The organism is Virgibacillus byunsanensis, assembly GCF_042675965.1.
Taxonomy (GTDB): Bacteria; Bacillota; Bacilli; order Bacillales; family Amphibacillaceae; genus Virgibacillus_R; species Virgibacillus_R byunsanensis.
Genome location: NZ_JBHTKJ010000072.1, coordinates 1 through 17,131, shown reverse-complemented (window position 1 = coordinate 17,131; position 17,131 = coordinate 1). Strand labels below are relative to the sequence as shown.

The window sequence follows — 17,131 nt, the reverse complement described above, 5'->3', positions numbered from 1 at the left end:
TATACCAGTTGTTTGAACCAATGACACGTCTTGATAGTATCTGTTGGGCTTTTATGAGCTTTTCTTCCAAGGACTTGAAATAGCGGTTATTTTTATATTTCGTGCCATCTGAAAGGATAGCGAAGTCCTTTAATCCTACATCAACACCTGTACTAGAGTTTGTTTTAGTTAATTCGCTTACTTCTGTTTCTGCAACAATAGATACAAAATACTTTCCGCTTGGATTACGTCTAACCGTCGCATTGATAATACGACCATCTATTTCACGACTCTTGGCATAACGAACGAGGCCGAGCTTTGGTAGCTTGATATGCTTTTCTAAAACATCCATATTGCCGTTCGTTTGTTTCGTGGTATAAGACTGCACGTAATTCTTTTTACTTTTAAAGCGAGGTGCTTTAGTTTGTTTTTTATAATAGCGTTGATACCCGTCAGCTAAATTTTCAACTGACTTTTGTAGCGAAATACTGTCTACCTCTTTCAAAAAAGGGTAGTTCTCTTTCAATTGACGAACTGCTTTCACCGATTCATATTTATGGAAAAACTCACCTTTCCAGTTGTTAGATGGTAATTGACCATTTTGTTTCATCTCTTCAGCGATATACCAAAAGGCATCCTTTTCTTTCTGTTTGGCGAGAAAGAAGTTGAAAACAAATCTAGAACAACCAATCGTTTTATGAATCAACTCTATCTGCTTCTTATTCGGGAAAATGCGGAACTTAAAAGCCTTTTTTACTAGCATGATTTCACCTCATTTTTACAGGAACGTTTGTTCTAATTATAACACACTGAGGTTACTTTTGGCTATCGCCAACCGCCATTCATCTCCCCCTTATCGCTGAGCTAAAGCCCTTCCCGCGCTTGAAGAGGGAGTCTTCTGTCTGATGATGATAAATTTTTAAAGGAAAGGCCGAATCAAATAGCTAGCTATCTTAAGTGGGTCCCGACGGGAAGGTTTGAACAATCGTTTGCCAATTGGGCCGTTTAACTGCTTTACAAGAAGATCATAGGAGTTATTACTTAATTTCTCCATTGCTCGTCTTAATGTCAGCGACCGTTCATAACTTTTTCGTATAGATTTAGTTAGTATTGGATAAGAACCATTACCAGAAAGGTCCTCAGCGGCATATATACCTGTTAGGATAGAATCAAATTGGCCAAATCCAAGGAAAGGCATAATCGTACCAAAACAATTACCTGTAAAAAACGTATTCCCTATTCGTGGTTCCTTGCACATACCCATATGATAATTCCTTATCTGAAATTGATCCGTAACTTTTAATGACTGATCAAGCTGTTTACAAACATGATTGTAAAATTGTTTCCATTGCTCATCAATGGATTCAGATTTGTTGATACCAGTTATTCTTTCTTAAAGGTAGAAAAATATGAATGAAGGATTAGAAGTAATCGTTTACTATACAATCGTGTGGGATTAAGAAGTAGGGGCATATGGAATAAATTATTTTTTGATGCCCCTTTTGGGATCGTTTTTTCGATTATAATAATGAATAATACCATGGGAATATCGTAACTAGGATTTCCTATGGTGAAATGACTAAAACTTAAGATCATTAACTACTTCAGTTATATTAAGTGCCTGCGTGATAGCTGATATAATAGCTACTCCATCTGCACCAGATTGGATCACAGAAGTGGCATTTTGTGTGTTGATTCCACCAATCCCGACTATAGGAAGGTTCGGAAACTCTTTTCTTAACGTTTTGACCCATTCCACGCCAACAGGTGTTTTGGCATCTGCTTTTGTGTTTGTACTGAAAATGGGTCCTGCGCCAAGATAATCAACCATATTTATAGGACTATTTGTAACTTCTCTTGTATTTGATACGGATAGTCCTATGATTTTGTCAGGGAAACTTTTGCGTATTTCCTGTACCGATTTATCATCTTGCCCTACATGTATACCGTCAGCATCTAATGGACGTACTAAATCTATATCATCATTAACAATGAAAAGAACGTTATGACGGTGACAAGTTTCTCGTAATTGTTTACCTAAATGTAACTTTGCATCACCTGTCAGTGCGTTTTCACCTTTTTCACGATATTGAAAAGCGGTAATTCCTCCTGCAATTGCAGATTCCAGTGTATTCACTGGATTGGATTTACAATTTTGACTGCCCATTACTAAGTATTTTCGTAATCTTTTTTTTAGCGTTGAAGTCATAGGTCACCCCTTAATAATTCATCGACATCTAATGATAAGGCATCAATGAAGTGGGGAATAAACGAACCAGGACCTGTAACATCTGAGTTATTCACCGCATGTTCAGCAGCAGTTCCGTAAAACTCCACTGCGGTTAATACCTGTTCTTCTATAGGGTCCTTTGTGGTCAAGCAAGCTGATAATATGGAACCTAATAGACAACCTGCTCCTGTAATTTTCCCCAGGATAGGATGTCCGGTATCATTCTTTACAATGTTTATCCCAGTACAAATAATATCTGTTTTTCCTGTGACAACAGCTGTTGTTTGATAAGTTTCAGCTACTTTATAAGCGATCTCTTCACCATTGCCATCTCCAAGGGATTCAACGCCCTTCGTCTCCCATGGAATTTGTACGAGATGAGCTAGTTCACCAGCATTCCCTTTAATAACTGTTGGCTGTACTTTATTTAAAATTTGGTTAACAGCAGATGTACGAAAGGCTGTAGCAGCTACGCCAACCGGATCAAGCACCACTGGTATTCCTTTACGATTAGCAGACTTACCCGCAGTAATCATTGCTCGAAGTTCCTGTTGAGTTAATGTACCAATATTAATAAGTACGCCATCTGCAAGTTTTGCTATATCTTTAGCTTCTTCCTCAGCTTTAGCCATAATTGGGAGGCCACCAAATGACAACAGCCCATTAGCAGTAAAATTCATTACTACTTGATTTGTAAGATGGTGGATTAAAGGGCTTGTTTCTCTTACACTATTAACGACTTTTTTATTCACTTTGTCACTCCTTCTATACGTGTTGCCCAATGATTTGTCGGGCCATTTCCTTTCCCGAGTGAAAACGAATGACGGATAGCGGCCGTTACGAAGTACTTTGCTTTTTCAACAGCTGCTGTTAAAGGAAATCCGAGACTTAAGAAAGCTGTGATCGCTGCTGAATACGTACATCCAGTACCGTGCGTGTTATTTGTATCGATACGCTCGGATGAAAAGGTGTGCATCTTATTGCCGTCATATAAAAAGTCGATCGCTTCCCCTTTCATATGCCCACCTTTAACCAGTGCAGCACCAGCTCCGTGCTTATGCACAATTTGTTCAGCAGCTGATTTCATATCCTCTACTGAGTCAATTTTTTCTCCAGTAATATCAGCTGCCTCGGGTATATTAGGTGTTACTATAGATGTCAGTGGTAAAAGATGTTCACGTAGAAAGTGGCGAGCTTCTTTTGCAATTAAAGGATCTCCACTTGTAGCAACCATGACAGGATCCATTACATAGGGAACGTCCAGTTCAGAGGTTTTTTCTGAAATGACACGCATCATATCCACATTGGCTATCATCCCTGTTTTAAAAGCATGAAATGAAATGTCATTTAAAATGGACTCAAACTGCTGTTTTACCATACTTACAGGTAGGTGATGAACGTCTTGAACACCTGTTGTATTTTGTGCAACGATTGAAGTAATAACTGACATGCCATAGGTTTTTAACTCTTGAAACGTTTTTAAATCAGCTTGTATGCCAGCACCACCACTAGGGTCAGTGCCAGCTATGGTTAGTGCAGAAGGGATCTGTCTCATTTTTTTACCACCTTTTCTTTTGAGGGCCATTCCTCACAGGTGAAGGACATTTCCCAGAAGTTCAATTCCAGTTGACAGCTTTTGCGAAATGCGTCTTGCATTTTTTCTTGTTCACTCGTGGATGCATGTGCTGCAATTGCATCTAAGCGATTTCGCATTTCCATTGTTGTGGCGGCCACTCGATCATCTGCATAAAAGCTAATCCATCGATAGAAAGGATGATCCTTTGCTGGGTTATACTTCCTCATTAATTCTTGACCGATTTCTAAATAAGTCCATGGACAAGGTAATAATGCACTTAAAATTTCACCCAGACCGCCCATTTGTGCATGATACATCATATGTTTAATGTAATGATCAGCTGTTGGTGGGAGTGCGTGACCTTGAAGTTCCTCATAACCAACACCTATATGATCACAAAAGTTATGGTGGGGGTGCACTTCACTGTTTAAAATAAATTCAATTCGGTCATGGAAATACTGGATATCATCTCGTTTTTGTGATTTTGCAAGTGCAATGCCATAAATTTGCATAAATGCATTGAGATATTCGAAATCCGCTTTTATATAATGGGCAATTGCTTCTTTTGGAACATGCCCTTCTCCAATTCCTTTTATAAATGGATGTTCAAAAATAAGCTGAAAAATGTCGTCATTTTCTTTTCTTAATTGGTTAGTGAAAGTCATTTGAAAAGCCTCCTTAAAAGTTTAGGAAGCTACTAGGGGATAAATAAGTAGATTTATAGAGGATTTATAATTGAATTCCTCGACTACTTCTCTGCGCTAATTACCTAGATCATGTTCCGAGCGGCAAAGGATAATTCCTTATCTCAGCCCTAGTAGATTTCCTATATTATACGTTACGTATTAATTGTTCCTGTCTAACTCTTGAAACGATAAACAAACCAATAAAAGCGCCTGTAATGCTACTAATGAGAAACGATGGTATAAAGAATAATGCACCAAATGAGCTACCCATTAAGACTTTGGCAAAAGGTACGGAGAATAGCGCACCAATAATACCAGTACCGATTGTCTCGCCAACAGCAGCCCAATACTTTTTACCTAGTTTAAGGTAAAGATATCCAGCCAGAAAAGCACCGATCATACCTCCTGGAAACGCCAATAACGTACCCAGACCAAGCATGTTACGTAAAAGGCCAATCATAAATGCAATAATTACTGCTGGACCAGGTCCGAGTGTTACTGCGGCCATAACATTTACTGCATGTTGGACTGGATAGGCTTTCGCAACACCTGCTGGAAACCAGAGTAACTGCGCACCTAAGGTACCAATCGCAACAAAAACGGCCATTGTAGTTAATAAACGTGTTCGATTCATATATTTCCTCCTTTCCTTTGGGGCGGAAAGCAAAAAAGCCAGATCCTTATAGGACCTGACTTGGAATAATCGAAATAGAATAGACATATCGTCTGACTACTTCCCTCCGCTGGTATTAACCAGATCAGGTCCATAAGAGTCAGAAAACAATACGTGTTTCCTCTCAGCCCACGATTCTTGGGCACCCCTAGTAGTATCTTTATAAAATATTTACTTATTAATTAAGAATAACAAATCATTGTTAATTTGTCAGTATAATTTTCTTTTAAGGTTTTTTTAGTAGATAAGAAAGTATAAAACTTTCTTATCTACATAAGTTCAACTAAGGCTTTCGCCATTAAGGCTTGGCGATAAGCCAAGTTTTCTAAATTTAACTGACACATAAACGTTACTGTAACGTCTAATGTAGTGAGAATGTGCAAATAGTAACCAGAGGCAATTAGACATGTCTAGAAAAGAATTAGTTTCCGAGTGGTAGAGGGGAGAGGAAACGTTTATGTCTTGAATTCAATAGCTTCTTGAATTAAGGAAATGAATTTTTCGGTTTGAATATCTTCTAGTTTTTTCACCCGGATATGGCGCATTTTTTTACCTGTTCCTTCAAGTAAATTGTCTTTGTCTTCAAGAGTTGCTCCAAAATAGAATCCTAAATTAACATGACTTTTGGCAGTTTGGAGATAACAAACTAGACCATTTTCGATATAACATGGCTTTCCCCATTTGATTTCTTCTGTAATAGTATCGGATGCTTCAAAGATAATTTTTCTAAGGGTATTCGTAAGTTCTTTCGTATGATCTGGTAATGTTTCAATGAATTGGTTAACTTCTTTGTTCTTAACTGGATTCATCAATAGACACTCCTTATATCTGTAGTGAAAGGTCGTGATGAGGTGGAAACGTATGACAACAGTTTAACAGATAATATTTTATATTGGGTAGTTAATAGAATAAATCCGAATGCGAATCGACTTTTCGATTGAAAGGAAGTACTTCCTCAGACGCTGCTGCATAATAACTCGCTTCGAATAAATCAAAATGTGTAACAAGTTGTGTTACGTCAATTCGATAATAAGGAATGGTTGCAACAAGATTTAGCGATACACGAAGCGGAAAGTTTACATAAGGCGACAAATGCAATGTTGAAGTTGCTGATAGGTTTTTACAAGCATACGTTCATGAGATAGGAGAAGCCTTCCACTATGATACCCACTGGGATCTCCTGGACTTGATCGATATACTTTTTGGATCACCGAAAGTGTACCAGAGATGGGTAGGTTTAGGTGTGACAGGGTTAACGGATTCGTTGATGGAGGAACGCTTGGATAGGTATGTTCGAAGTAGTTTTGGGGTAGTTATTATAATACTACATTATTGCCTCAATTTTCCTTTAAACAAACGTTTATCCAATTTAATTTCTACAGGATCTCATATAATAAAATGACTTAAATTTTTTACAATTTTTAAGAAAGAAAAACGTTGGCACATCTAGGCGTGCCTTATTTTTCTAAGAAATGGGGGAATTTGATGAAACTTTACCTAGATCCAGGTCATGGTGGGGCCGACCCAGGTGCTCAAGGTAATGGGTTAAATGAAAAAGAAATTGTACTAGATATTGCTAGTAGAATTCGAACTATTTTAACCAATAACTACGAAAATGTTGAAGTGAACATGAGTAGAACCAGTGACATGACTAAAAGTTTAAGTCAGCGAACAAATGAGGCTAATGCTTGGGGTGCAGATTTTTATTTATCGATTCACTGTAATGCTTTTAATGGCTCTGCCCAAGGTTATGAGGACTACATTCACAGTAGCTTATCTGACTCTTCTACAACAGCTGGTTATCGAAATATTATGCATGAAGAAATTATCGATGTAAACCAGCTTAGAAACCGTGGAAAGAAAAAAGCAAATTTCCACGTTCTACGTGAAACGAGTATGGCGGCACTTTTAACAGAAAATGGTTTTATTGATAATAATCATGATGCTGACTTATTAAGAGATGCATCGTGGCGCACACGTGTAGCCCAGGGTCATGTAAACGGTCTAGCAAGAGCATTTAATCTGCAGCGTAAACAAGAGGAATCTGACACCTTGTTCAAAGTAATAGCTGGTTCATTTAAGTCAAGAGACAATGCAGAAAAGCGAGAGGGTTATTTGCGTTCAAATGATATTGAATCCTTTATTGCTTCTGTTACTATTTCTGGTGAAAGATGGTACCGAGTTCAAGCAGGTGCTTTTACGAACCGGGAAAATGCGAAAAACCGTCTTAGTAGGGTAAAGGATGCCGGGATAGAAGATGCATTCATAATTGCTGAAGACGCATGATATTTTCCAAGATAAAATATCATTTCTCTAGTTTTTTAGCCCCTTTTTCATAATTTCTGTACCAATTAATTATTCCTTTTCTAGTAATTTACGTACTATATCTTGTCACGTAAATGTTTAGGAGAGGAATGATTCTTTTATGTTAGGTTTTTCTACTATTCAATTGGTTCGGCGTATGGGAAATAAACTAGATAAGAATATTCGACATGAATTGGTTCAATTTTATCGACCATTTCGTTCAGTTCCGTGTTTTCTACATCGCCCTTTAGAACTTTTGAAAAAAAGAACAAAAAAGCTGCCAATCGTTATAGAGTTCGAACAAGAAAACTTCGAACTTGGTTTAAATGAGGTAAGAAATATAAAATGCCGCTCACTTCTTCAGTTTCCTTCTATTTCAAGCTGTTCTACTAAAGTATCGGTTCAGAAAATGGAAAAGTTACTTGTGAACTGTCATCATATTAAAAGAGTTTATTATGATAGAGAGGTAACGACATTACTTGATATTGCAACACCTTCTGTTCGATCAGATCAGTTAAAACATTCGGGTCTAATGGGGGATGATGTAACCATTGCTGTAATTGACACAGGTATATACCCACACAAGGATTTAGAAGGGCGTATTATTGCTTTTCAGGATTTTATTAATAATCGAAGCGAACCATATGATGATAATGGCCATGGTACCCACTGTGCAGGAGATGCAGCTGGTAATGGGTCATTATCAAGGGGGAAATATAAAGGGCCAGCTTCCATGGCCAATCTAGTCGGAGTAAAAGTGTTAAATAAAATGGGATCTGGTTCACTTTCCACTGTCATTGCAGGGATCGATTGGTGCATCCAAAACCAATCAAAACATAACATAAATGTTCTTTCTTTATCGCTTGGATCATCTACCCAGCAATCAGCCGAGGATGATCCGGTTGTCAAAGCAGTTGAGAAAGCCTGGGATAATGGAATGGTTGTATGTGTAGCAGCGGGAAACGCAGGGCCATCTGGGCAGTCGATCGCAAGCCCCGGAATAAGCTCCAAAGTTATTACAGTAGGTGCAGTTGATGATCAAAATACGGTCAACCGATCTGATGATCAGATAGCTGAATTTTCGAGTAGAGGACCTACAATTGACGGATTAATGAAACCTGACCTTGTAACACCAGGTGTGAATATTGTATCGTTACGATCACCTAGATCGTTCTTAGACAAGACAAATTCAGAAGCTCGTGTTGAATCGGATTACTTCTCATTATCAGGAACCTCAATGGCGACACCAATATGTGCGGGTGTAGTTGCACAACTCCTGCAAAAGGAACCTCAATTATCTCCAGATCAAGTAAAACAACAGCTTATACGAGCATGTGAAAATATGGGACAGTCCCACTACGCTCAAGGTAATGGGTACTTGAATGCTGTTAATTTGTTAAAGAAAAATAGTTAATTGTTCACTAAAGTAACTAAACCCGGTTTTAGCTTTTATTAAAAAATCGGGTTTTTTTGGTAGATAGGAAAGTATAAAACTTTCTTATCTGCATAAGTGCAACTAAGGATTCCGCCATTAAGGCTTGGCGATAAGCCAAGTTTTCTTAAAAGTAAAGAAAGTATATAACTTAAAGTTTTGTACATTTATCTACAGAATCAGCCACGTCCAGCTCCAGCGCCCAACGACTAGTGGGCTTCCTGATCCTCCTTACGATAAGTCAACATCGATTCGCTTAGCAAAGGAAGGCCGACTAAAAGCGGGCTCCCGGCCCAACGTCGGCATACCCCTATGAAGGGGCATGTTTCCTTTTAGATAAACTTGACTTTTCGCCAATAATGGCAAAAGTCAAAGTGAATCTTATACTCTGGAGTGAATCTCATGCGGATTTGGAAGATCGACTAACTTCGCCGCTTTCGGCGGTAACGTCGACCCACCCGCGATGCGCGGGCGCAGTCCATACGTCGCTAAACGGGCGCTTGCGCTTTTGTCCAAGGTAAGGAAAGTATAAAATTTTGGTACTATAAAGTTTCTTGTCAGCAAGAGCCATGTCTAGCTCCAGCGCCCAGCCACTCGCGACATAAGCAATCCGTCTTGCGAAAGGAAAAACCACCTTTCTCCAGCCGTTTTGCTTATGCGGTCGTGTCTTTCAGGGCGCTTGCGCTTTTCTTATATCCATATAGGTCAATATAACTGTTTTTAGAAAATGCCTGATAAAATAGTATGAATTTACAGTAAATTTACAAAACCTTAATTGTATCTACCTTTTTGATGTGCCATATTAAGAGGGTATCATGTCCTAACTTGGCATATCTTTAAGGTGTGATACAAAATTTAATAATTGGAGGTTGCCAATGAAGAATTCGATTGTGAAGAAGACACTTAATCTTTTTCTTATTTTCACACTGATCTTCATGAATTACTCTACTATTTTTATAACACCTGTGTCTGCTGATAATCATGACGTAGTGGCAGATGATTTGTTCATTTCAGAGTACATCGAGGGAAGTTCGTATAACAAAGCTATTGAAATTTACAATGGTACGGGAGAAACAGTGGATTTAGCGGAGTACCAGGTTGAGTTGTATTATAATGGTGCTACTGATGCGGGACAATCCGTGACACTCTCAGGAACTGTGCAGCATGGAGATGTTTATGTGATTGCTCATGGTAGCGCGGACGCAGCTATTTTAGACGAAACAGATTTAGAATCTGGTGTCGCTAGTTTTAACGGTAATGACGCACTTATTTTGAAAAAGAATGATAATATATTGGACACGCTAGGGGAAATTGGAAATGCTGATAATTATGCGGCAAATATTACATTAGTACGTGATGCTTCTGTTACAGCAGCCAACACAACATATGATGAATCAGAATGGGTGGATTATGCCTCTAACACGTTCGCATATCTCGGCAGTCACACAATGGACGGTGTTGATCCAGAAGACCCGGGAGATCCAGGTGATCCTGAACCTGGTCAAGAATACGATATTGGTGATGCGCGGAACTTAAATGATGGAACAGAGGTTACGGTAGAAGGTACTGTAACGGCAGATAATGCAGCGATTAGCAACGGCTCACAGTTCACGACTTACATACAAGATGCTACTGGCGGCATTAACCTATTTGCATATGAGCAAGGGGAGTTACCTGACCTTCAAAAAGGAGACAGGGTAACCGTTTCAGGAGAACTAGATTCATATAATGGACTAAAGGAAGTTGTTTCAGCAACCATTGAAGTTCTGGAAACAGATCATCCATTACCTGAAGCGCAATCTATTACACTAGCAGATCTTCAAGACCCCACTATTGCCGAGTCATATGAAGGTGAACTAGTACAGATTAATGGTTTTATTGATAACATTCCTGGTAGCCCTGCTGGTGGAGGCTATAACGTTTCATTAATTGATGAAGATTTTAATGGAACTACCCTAAGGGTGATGGAAAATGCACTTGATCTTTCATTGGTTGATTCGGATATGTGGTATGACATCACAGCGATTGTAAGTCAATACAACGATTATCAGCTTATCCCAACAGAACAGAATGATATCCAAGTAGCAGATGAGCAACCGGAACCACCATCCGCAGCTGGAGTCTATGAGTCTACAGTAGACCGGATTACCGATGGCGATACGATTCATATCGAGACCCCGGTACTAGGTGTTACGAATGTCCGTTTTCTAAATATGGATACAGCAGAATCGTATGCAGCACATAATGATGACCCAGCGCGGGATGACATCAACGAAAACCAAAAGTACTTCGGGGATGCTGCAACAGATCATATTAGTGGACTGATTCAACCAGGCGATGAAATTCTGGTGAAGGTTGGAGAAGAACCTACAGATGATTACGGTAGATTACTAGCTGAAATCATCCGCAAAGATGATGGAACAAACATTAATTTACAAATGGTAAAAGATGGTTACGCTTCAACTTATTTTATCGCACCATTTGATGAAGAAGTATATCCGCAATACCAGGATGCAGTAAAAGAAGCGAAAGATGCAGGATTGGGGATTTGGGATCCTGAAGACCCGTTATTGGAATTACCATTTGTATTCCGTGCGAATGATGACGAAAAAGGATTATTAAGATACGTTGGGAATTCCGATACGATGGAATATGTAGACCCAGAGGATTGGGCAGATGTTCCAGTAGAGAAAAGGATATTTTTCTCGAGCCCAGCGGAAGCAGAATCTTATGGATTTACTCCTGTAGACGGTGAAGGAAATCCAGGTGAAAACATACTTGAAGTCCAATTATTAAGCATGAATGACTTGCACGGCAAAATTGATCAAGAGTATTCGCTTGATCCTGATGGAGATGGAACCTTTGACACATATGGCCGTATGGATTATGTGTCAGCGGCAATGAAGGATCGCGAACAGGACAATCCAAATACGTTAATGGTTCATGCCGGAGATATGATTGGTGGAAGTTCACCAGTATCTGGTTTACTGCAGGATGAACCGACCGTGGAAATTTTAGAAGAGATCGGGTTTGACGTTGGAACCGTTGGAAACCACGAATTTGATGAAGGAACAGATGAATTATTACGTATGGTTAATGGTGGTGAGCATCCAGAAGGTCTTGGTACAGATGACTATGATGGAATGAACTTCCCGCAATTGTGCGCGAACTGTGTGTACAAAGATAGTGGGAATACTATATTACCACCTTACTATGTGGAAGAGGTTGATGGTGTAGAAATTGGATTTGTTGGAGTGAATACACAGGCTTCGGCAAATATGGTTATGCCAGAAGGAATTCAGGATATTAAGTTCACGGATGAGACAGAAGCTGTAAATGATGCAGTTGCTGAACTTACATCGCAAGGCGTTGAAGCGATTGTAGTGTTAGCACACATTCCTGCAGACCAAGACGGTACAGGAGCAACAGGTGAAGCAGCTGATTTAGCACGGGACGTGGATAATGCAGTGGACGTTATTTTTGCAGCTCATAACCACCAGGTAGTGGACGGTGTTGTAGATAACAAGTTAATCGTTCAAGCGTCTGAATATGGAAAGGCATTTGCAGATATAAACTTAGAGATTGATCGTACAACTGGTGATATTGTGAAAAAAGAAGCAGAGATAGTTTTTGTAAAACAAAGCGATACTACGCCAGATGAAAATGTAACAGCGATCCTAAGTAAGTATGAAAATCAAATTGCACCAATTATGAATGAAGTAATCGGTTATAATGCAACTGATTTAACAGGTGATTATTCAAATGATGGTGATCATGGGCTAGGAAACCTTATTGCAGATGGTATGAATGACGCGATGGACAGTGATTTCGCCATGATGAATGGTGGCGGGATCAGAGATGACTTGCTCGCAGGTGAAGTAACCTGGGGTGACTTGTACAACATCCAGCCATTTGGAAATACGTTGATGACATTTGAAGTTACAGGATCAGATCTTTACCCAATTATTAACGAACAATTGTCTCCTTATTATGGGCCAGATTATAGTATTAGTGGATTCCACTATACGTGGGATACAGAAACAAGCACAGTTGTAGATATAACCTTACCTGATGGCACACCAATTGATGAGGATGAGGTTTACACATTAACTGTCAATAATTATATGGGAACTACTGAAGGTCCGATTAAAGATTTAGGCGAGAACCCTGTGATGGGCCCTGAAGATTTAGATGCTACTGTAGATTTTGTAGAAAGTCTGGACAGTTCTGTAGAAAATCCATTTGAGTTTGGACCAGAGGGACGAATTACAGAAGCAACTGACGAACCGGAAGTACCAGAAGTAGTGGTTACACCGAAAAAGAATAACGGAACAGCAACTGTTCATACGAAAGATCTAGAAGGTATTGAAGCTGGTTCTTGGGTGGTTATTACTATTCAAAATAATAAAGAACAAAGATCATTATTACTGAACAAAAAGCAAGTAGATCTACTAAAAGAGAAAGATGTTACACTAGTAGTCGAAAATGATAATACTTCAGAGGTATTTGTCATGAAGGATGTAAACACGAAAGTGCTAAAGGTTAGTTTAGATAACTAAACATGGAAACGGGTCAACATACGTGTTGACCCGTTACTTTTATATAAGATTATTATATGTCTCTTTATTACAAATCACATACAGTTCTGCATCAGCTGGTACTTTTTCATCTAACCGCCTATTTATATCTAATTGATCACCGTCTGAAATTAGTGTGGCACCTTGGTCTAATAATTCTTTGAATGCATCTTTGTAGGTGATCCACTCCTTCTTTTTGGAAATTTTATAAAGGTCTTCGCCATATTGTCTGCTGATTAACTGTGAGTAAACTTTACTAACACCTTTATACATTGCAGAGCGGACTGCCAAGCTCGAAATCGTCTCTTGAGACAAAATAAATTCATCGACTTGTACATGAGAGAAGTTTGACATATGTTCTTCTGCTAGAATCTCAACTGTTGTATGTACAGTCGGTGCTAATCGTTCCGCTGTAATTGCAACCGTTAATGTTTTAGCGTCACGTAACGTCGGTTCTTTAATAGTGTCATCTGAGAAGATAATCACTGATTTTGCTTTGGAAATATTGGCTTTTTTAAACGTTTCTTCCTCTGTTGAGTCGCCTTGAATATAATGGACTCGTTCAAGTGCTAAATCAAATGGAGATTTTGGTAATGTGTCAATAACAACTACTTCAGCAGATGCATTGGAATGTAAAATTTCACTTACAGCTGAAGCGGTTTTCTTCCCCCAACCAATGATAATAATGTGATCCTCTTTTGTATAGGCCACTTTCCCTTCCTCCCTTTTCTTCCTAAAGATTGTAAATGCATCAACGATTTTCCCAATAACCACACCTAGTAGTCCAATTCCTAGCAAATACATGAGTATAGCGAATAATTTCCCAGCTAACGTAATAGGAGAGTAGTCGCCATAACCTACAGTAGAGAAGGTTGTCATGACAAAGTAGAATGAATTGATCAGACTTTCAAAGTTATCAGGTTCTAGGAAGTATATAACTAAGGTACATAGAGCGACAAATATTAAGGTAGAAAGAAGTAAGGTCAGGTTTCTCATCTTTACTAAATTCAATCCCAGCTTTATAAAAAAATGCAATGAACGTATCCCCCTTGCTTATCTCATTATTTAATGAATATGTTCGACTTCATATCCTTCTTCTTCTAATATTGATATGATATGCGGTTCCATTATTAAATGCAAACTTCCAACGATAACAAAATAAGTTTCCTCCTGATCATCTTCAAGGAAATCTATGATTGTTTCCGCCATTCCATAATTTCGATCGTCATTTAAAGCTTCCATGAACGCTTGATCCTCTGTATTCACTTCTGAAGCTTCTCCTTCCGTTAGCAGAGCTAACATTTCATCAGGATTTCCTTCTTTATACATGGAGAAAAGCTCCTGCATTTCTTTCTTATAATCTTCAATGTCTATTAGTGATTCTTCTAACATATTTAATTGAAATTCGGGTGAAGTATCGGCAAAAATTCGCAATTGATCCTCCACGGTTTCTAACCCTATCACTTCTTTACCATCTTCTGCAGCTCTTGTTAAAAAATAGTTATCCACGCCATGGATGTATCCTAGCTGATCTGTCATAAGTTCTTGGATTAAAGAAGCTAACATCCAAGGTTTAAATTGCTCAACCATCTGAATTTGCATTCCAAGTTCTTCAATGGTAGCTGATAAACCTACGTATAAATCTTCAGGAATATGGTCTTTTATTGTCGTTCCATCATTATAAACACCAAGTTCCATTGTTACTTGTTGTACTTCGGTTGGGTTTAAACTAGCCATATCAATTTCAGGAACAATAACATCAGCCTCTTCGTATGCTTGTTCAATTTTCTCGTGTAATGGGTAAAAGTCCTCTGTTCCAGCATGGACAGTTCCTTGTAAAAATACGGTTGTGTTTTCATTTTCTACTTTCCATAAGAAACCGCCTGGTCCATCAGGTCTTCCGATTACCTCAACTTCATCTGTCTGTGTAATGACGTCGATATCGTGCTGTTGTAGTTCGTCTAATAAAGTTAGTTGATTCACATCTTCATTAAATGGGTTACCAGCTACATTAACTTGTTGAAGATTATCCAACTCTTCTAATAGAGAAAAGTCATGTATTTCATTATCTTGAAGCAATAATACTTCTAACGCTTCTAGGGAATCGATTCCACCTAGTTCACTGATTCCGACTCCAGAAAGATCTAATTCTATAATTTCGTTAATATCTACTTCGTAAAGATCGCCTTCTGGCTTATCAATCTCTGCTCGAATAGCAGATTCTAATTGTTCATCTGAAAATGAAATCGGCTCCTCTGATTGACAAGCAATCAGGACTGTAGCTAAGATTACCACCCATACATGAATCGCTAATCGTTTCATAAAATCAATCCCTCCAGACCACCCTTGACTTTTATTACCTATTCTGACTATATCTTTTATAATTTTAACATAAAAATCCAGTCTTACTTGAGTAAACGAACAAAAGCTCGAAGCGCCTTGAAAGACACGACAAGCATAAGCAGGTCGCGTAGTGTGGATGCCTTTACCCAAGTCGAACTGCTTAATGTCCCCGAGTGTCTAGGCGCTGGAGCTGGACGTGGCCGTTTCTGTAGATAGATAAATATACATAACCTTCAATCTATACTTTTACTTTTATAATAAAACAGGTATTTGGAATAACATTTATCGGTCTTAAGCGAGAAGACTCCTTCCTCAAAACACGCGAGGTTTAGGTGGGAGATGAATCGCTCTTTTTTATCTCTTATAGAAGGTGAAAAAGTAGGAAAAACTCTAGATTTCTATTGAAACGTATGTTCGATAATAGTAAAATAAAACTAATAAACCTTAAAAGGAGTATGTGTGATGAAAAAAGCGTATTTTTCTAACAGAATCTATAAAAATACAATTGATAATTTGCATGTTGATTCTATCACTCATACTCTTTTTCTTATAAATCAAGCGAAGCATTTTTGTTTTCAAACACAAGTAAAAGAAAAACGTTCAGGAAAAGTTTTACGCTCTGAAAGCATGCAAAAAACAGTAAAACAAAAGTATCAAATGAACGATTATTATACAAATAGTGCTGTTCAAGATGCGAATGCAATGATGTCTTCACAAAATGAATTAAAAAAAATGTATGTTGCGAACAAAAAAGAACAAATGTCATCTGTAAAAAAGAAAATGAAATCAACCAAGAGTCGGTTGACTGTATTACGAAAGATAAAACAATCTTTTGCAAAAGGAAAACCGAGATTTAACAAAACATCTCGCGAGCAACAAAAAGGGAACTATTTTGTTGTCGAGTTCAAAAAGAAAACGGACATTTACTATCATGGCTATCAATTTGAACACGAGTATTTAGATAAAGAAATAACATTTTTGAATGCGAAACTTGGTCGCTTATCATTTAAGTTAGATAGGTTCCAAAAGCAGTTACTTTCTCTTGAAAATGACACGAAAAGTGCCGTTTTCGGTGGAAAGAAGTTGTTCAAACACCAATACACCTTGGACACTTATATTCAAAATCATGATAAGTGGAAAAGAGACTTTCATCAAAAACGATATAGTCGAATGACGATTAGTGGTCGTAAGGATGCAAAGGATGGAAACTTCGTTTTTCATTACAATACAGAGAGTAGCGCTCTTTCTTTTCAAACACCTGACAGTGTATATGTGGAGATTCCTAAGCTTGTATTTCCTTATGGACAAGAGCAAGTTAATAAAGCTATCGA

Annotated in this window: 15 protein-coding genes and 1 riboswitch; of the genes, 4 read left to right on the top strand and 11 right to left on the bottom strand. The window is 38.3% G+C overall.

What is annotated here, in order from left to right; all coding sequences use genetic code 11:
* From ACFQ3N_RS18640 to ACFQ3N_RS18600, 9 genes are all read right to left on the bottom strand, one after another.
* Nucleotides 1-742, bottom strand: a 742-nt coding sequence (locus ACFQ3N_RS18640; protein WP_390364448.1) for an RNA-guided endonuclease TnpB family protein, incomplete at its 3' end; no start/stop codon positions are given.
* Nucleotides 743-898: 156 nt separating this feature from the next.
* Complete coding sequence (locus ACFQ3N_RS18635) at nt 899-1,243, bottom strand: hypothetical protein (protein WP_390364446.1); 345 nt, start codon at nt 1,241-1,243, stop codon at nt 899-901.
* Nucleotides 1,244-1,558: 315 nt separating this feature from the next.
* Nucleotides 1,559-2,188, bottom strand: a complete 630-nt coding sequence (thiE, locus tag ACFQ3N_RS18630; RefSeq protein WP_390364444.1) for a thiamine phosphate synthase — start codon at nt 2,186-2,188, stop codon at nt 1,559-1,561.
* Nucleotides 2,185-2,961, bottom strand: coding sequence for a hydroxyethylthiazole kinase (gene thiM, locus ACFQ3N_RS18625; RefSeq protein WP_390364442.1), 777 nt, complete (start codon nt 2,959-2,961; stop codon nt 2,185-2,187). Before thiM ends, thiE begins: the two co-directional genes overlap by 4 nt.
* Nucleotides 2,958-3,764 carry a bifunctional hydroxymethylpyrimidine kinase/phosphomethylpyrimidine kinase gene (gene thiD / locus ACFQ3N_RS18620; protein ID WP_390364440.1) on the bottom strand — a complete coding sequence of 269 codons (807 nt, stop codon included), beginning with the start codon at nt 3,762-3,764 and terminating at the stop codon, nt 2,958-2,960. Before thiD ends, thiM begins: the two co-directional genes overlap by 4 nt.
* Nucleotides 3,761-4,450 (bottom strand): thiaminase II, encoded by a 690-nt coding sequence (tenA, locus tag ACFQ3N_RS18615; protein ID WP_390364438.1) that lies wholly within the window; start codon nt 4,448-4,450, stop codon nt 3,761-3,763. The genes thiD and tenA overlap by 4 nt, the downstream gene beginning before the upstream one ends.
* A gap of 166 nt (nt 4,451-4,616) precedes the next feature.
* The gene (gene thiW / locus ACFQ3N_RS18610) at nt 4,617-5,105 is read right to left on the bottom strand and encodes an energy coupling factor transporter S component ThiW (RefSeq protein WP_390364436.1); all 489 of its coding nucleotides are present in this window, start codon (nt 5,103-5,105) and stop codon (nt 4,617-4,619) included.
* Between the two features lie 84 nt (nt 5,106-5,189).
* A riboswitch (TPP riboswitch) is annotated at nt 5,190-5,304 on the bottom strand.
* A 295-nt stretch (nt 5,305-5,599) separates the two neighbouring features.
* Entirely contained in the window at nt 5,600-5,953 is a 354-nt protein-coding gene (locus ACFQ3N_RS18605; RefSeq protein ID WP_390364434.1) for a DUF1801 domain-containing protein, read from the bottom strand.
* Between the two features lie 91 nt (nt 5,954-6,044).
* Nucleotides 6,045-6,236: a hypothetical protein gene (locus ACFQ3N_RS18600; protein WP_390364432.1), complete on the bottom strand. Its 192-nt coding sequence runs from the start codon at nt 6,234-6,236 to the stop codon at nt 6,045-6,047.
* A 393-nt stretch (nt 6,237-6,629) separates the two neighbouring features.
* On the opposite strand from ACFQ3N_RS18600, the gene ACFQ3N_RS18595 reads away from it, so the two are divergent.
* The 3 genes from ACFQ3N_RS18595 to ACFQ3N_RS18585 all read left to right on the top strand — a co-directional run bounded on the left by ACFQ3N_RS18595 (nt 6,630) and on the right by ACFQ3N_RS18585 (nt 13,439).
* Entirely contained in the window at nt 6,630-7,430 is an 801-nt protein-coding gene (locus ACFQ3N_RS18595; protein ID WP_390364430.1) for an N-acetylmuramoyl-L-alanine amidase, read from the top strand.
* A gap of 139 nt (nt 7,431-7,569) precedes the next feature.
* Nucleotides 7,570-8,862, top strand: a complete 1,293-nt coding sequence (locus tag ACFQ3N_RS18590; RefSeq protein WP_390364428.1) for a S8 family peptidase — start codon at nt 7,570-7,572, stop codon at nt 8,860-8,862.
* A gap of 893 nt (nt 8,863-9,755) precedes the next feature.
* Nucleotides 9,756-13,439, top strand: a complete 3,684-nt coding sequence (locus ACFQ3N_RS18585; protein WP_390364426.1) for a 5'-nucleotidase C-terminal domain-containing protein — start codon at nt 9,756-9,758, stop codon at nt 13,437-13,439.
* A gap of 39 nt (nt 13,440-13,478) precedes the next feature.
* On the opposite strand, the gene ACFQ3N_RS18580 is transcribed toward ACFQ3N_RS18585, so the two are convergent.
* Nucleotides 13,479-14,492 (bottom strand): potassium channel family protein, encoded by a 1,014-nt coding sequence (locus tag ACFQ3N_RS18580; protein WP_390364424.1) that lies wholly within the window; start codon nt 14,490-14,492, stop codon nt 13,479-13,481.
* Between the two features lie 30 nt (nt 14,493-14,522).
* Nucleotides 14,523-15,779, bottom strand: coding sequence for a TraB/GumN family protein (locus ACFQ3N_RS18575; protein WP_390364422.1), 1,257 nt, complete (start codon nt 15,777-15,779; stop codon nt 14,523-14,525).
* Between the two features lie 483 nt (nt 15,780-16,262).
* Here ACFQ3N_RS18575 and ACFQ3N_RS18570 point away from each other — a divergent pair.
* A partial coding sequence (locus tag ACFQ3N_RS18570) for a hypothetical protein (protein WP_390364420.1) occupies nt 16,263-17,131 on the top strand: 869 nt, incomplete at its 3' end.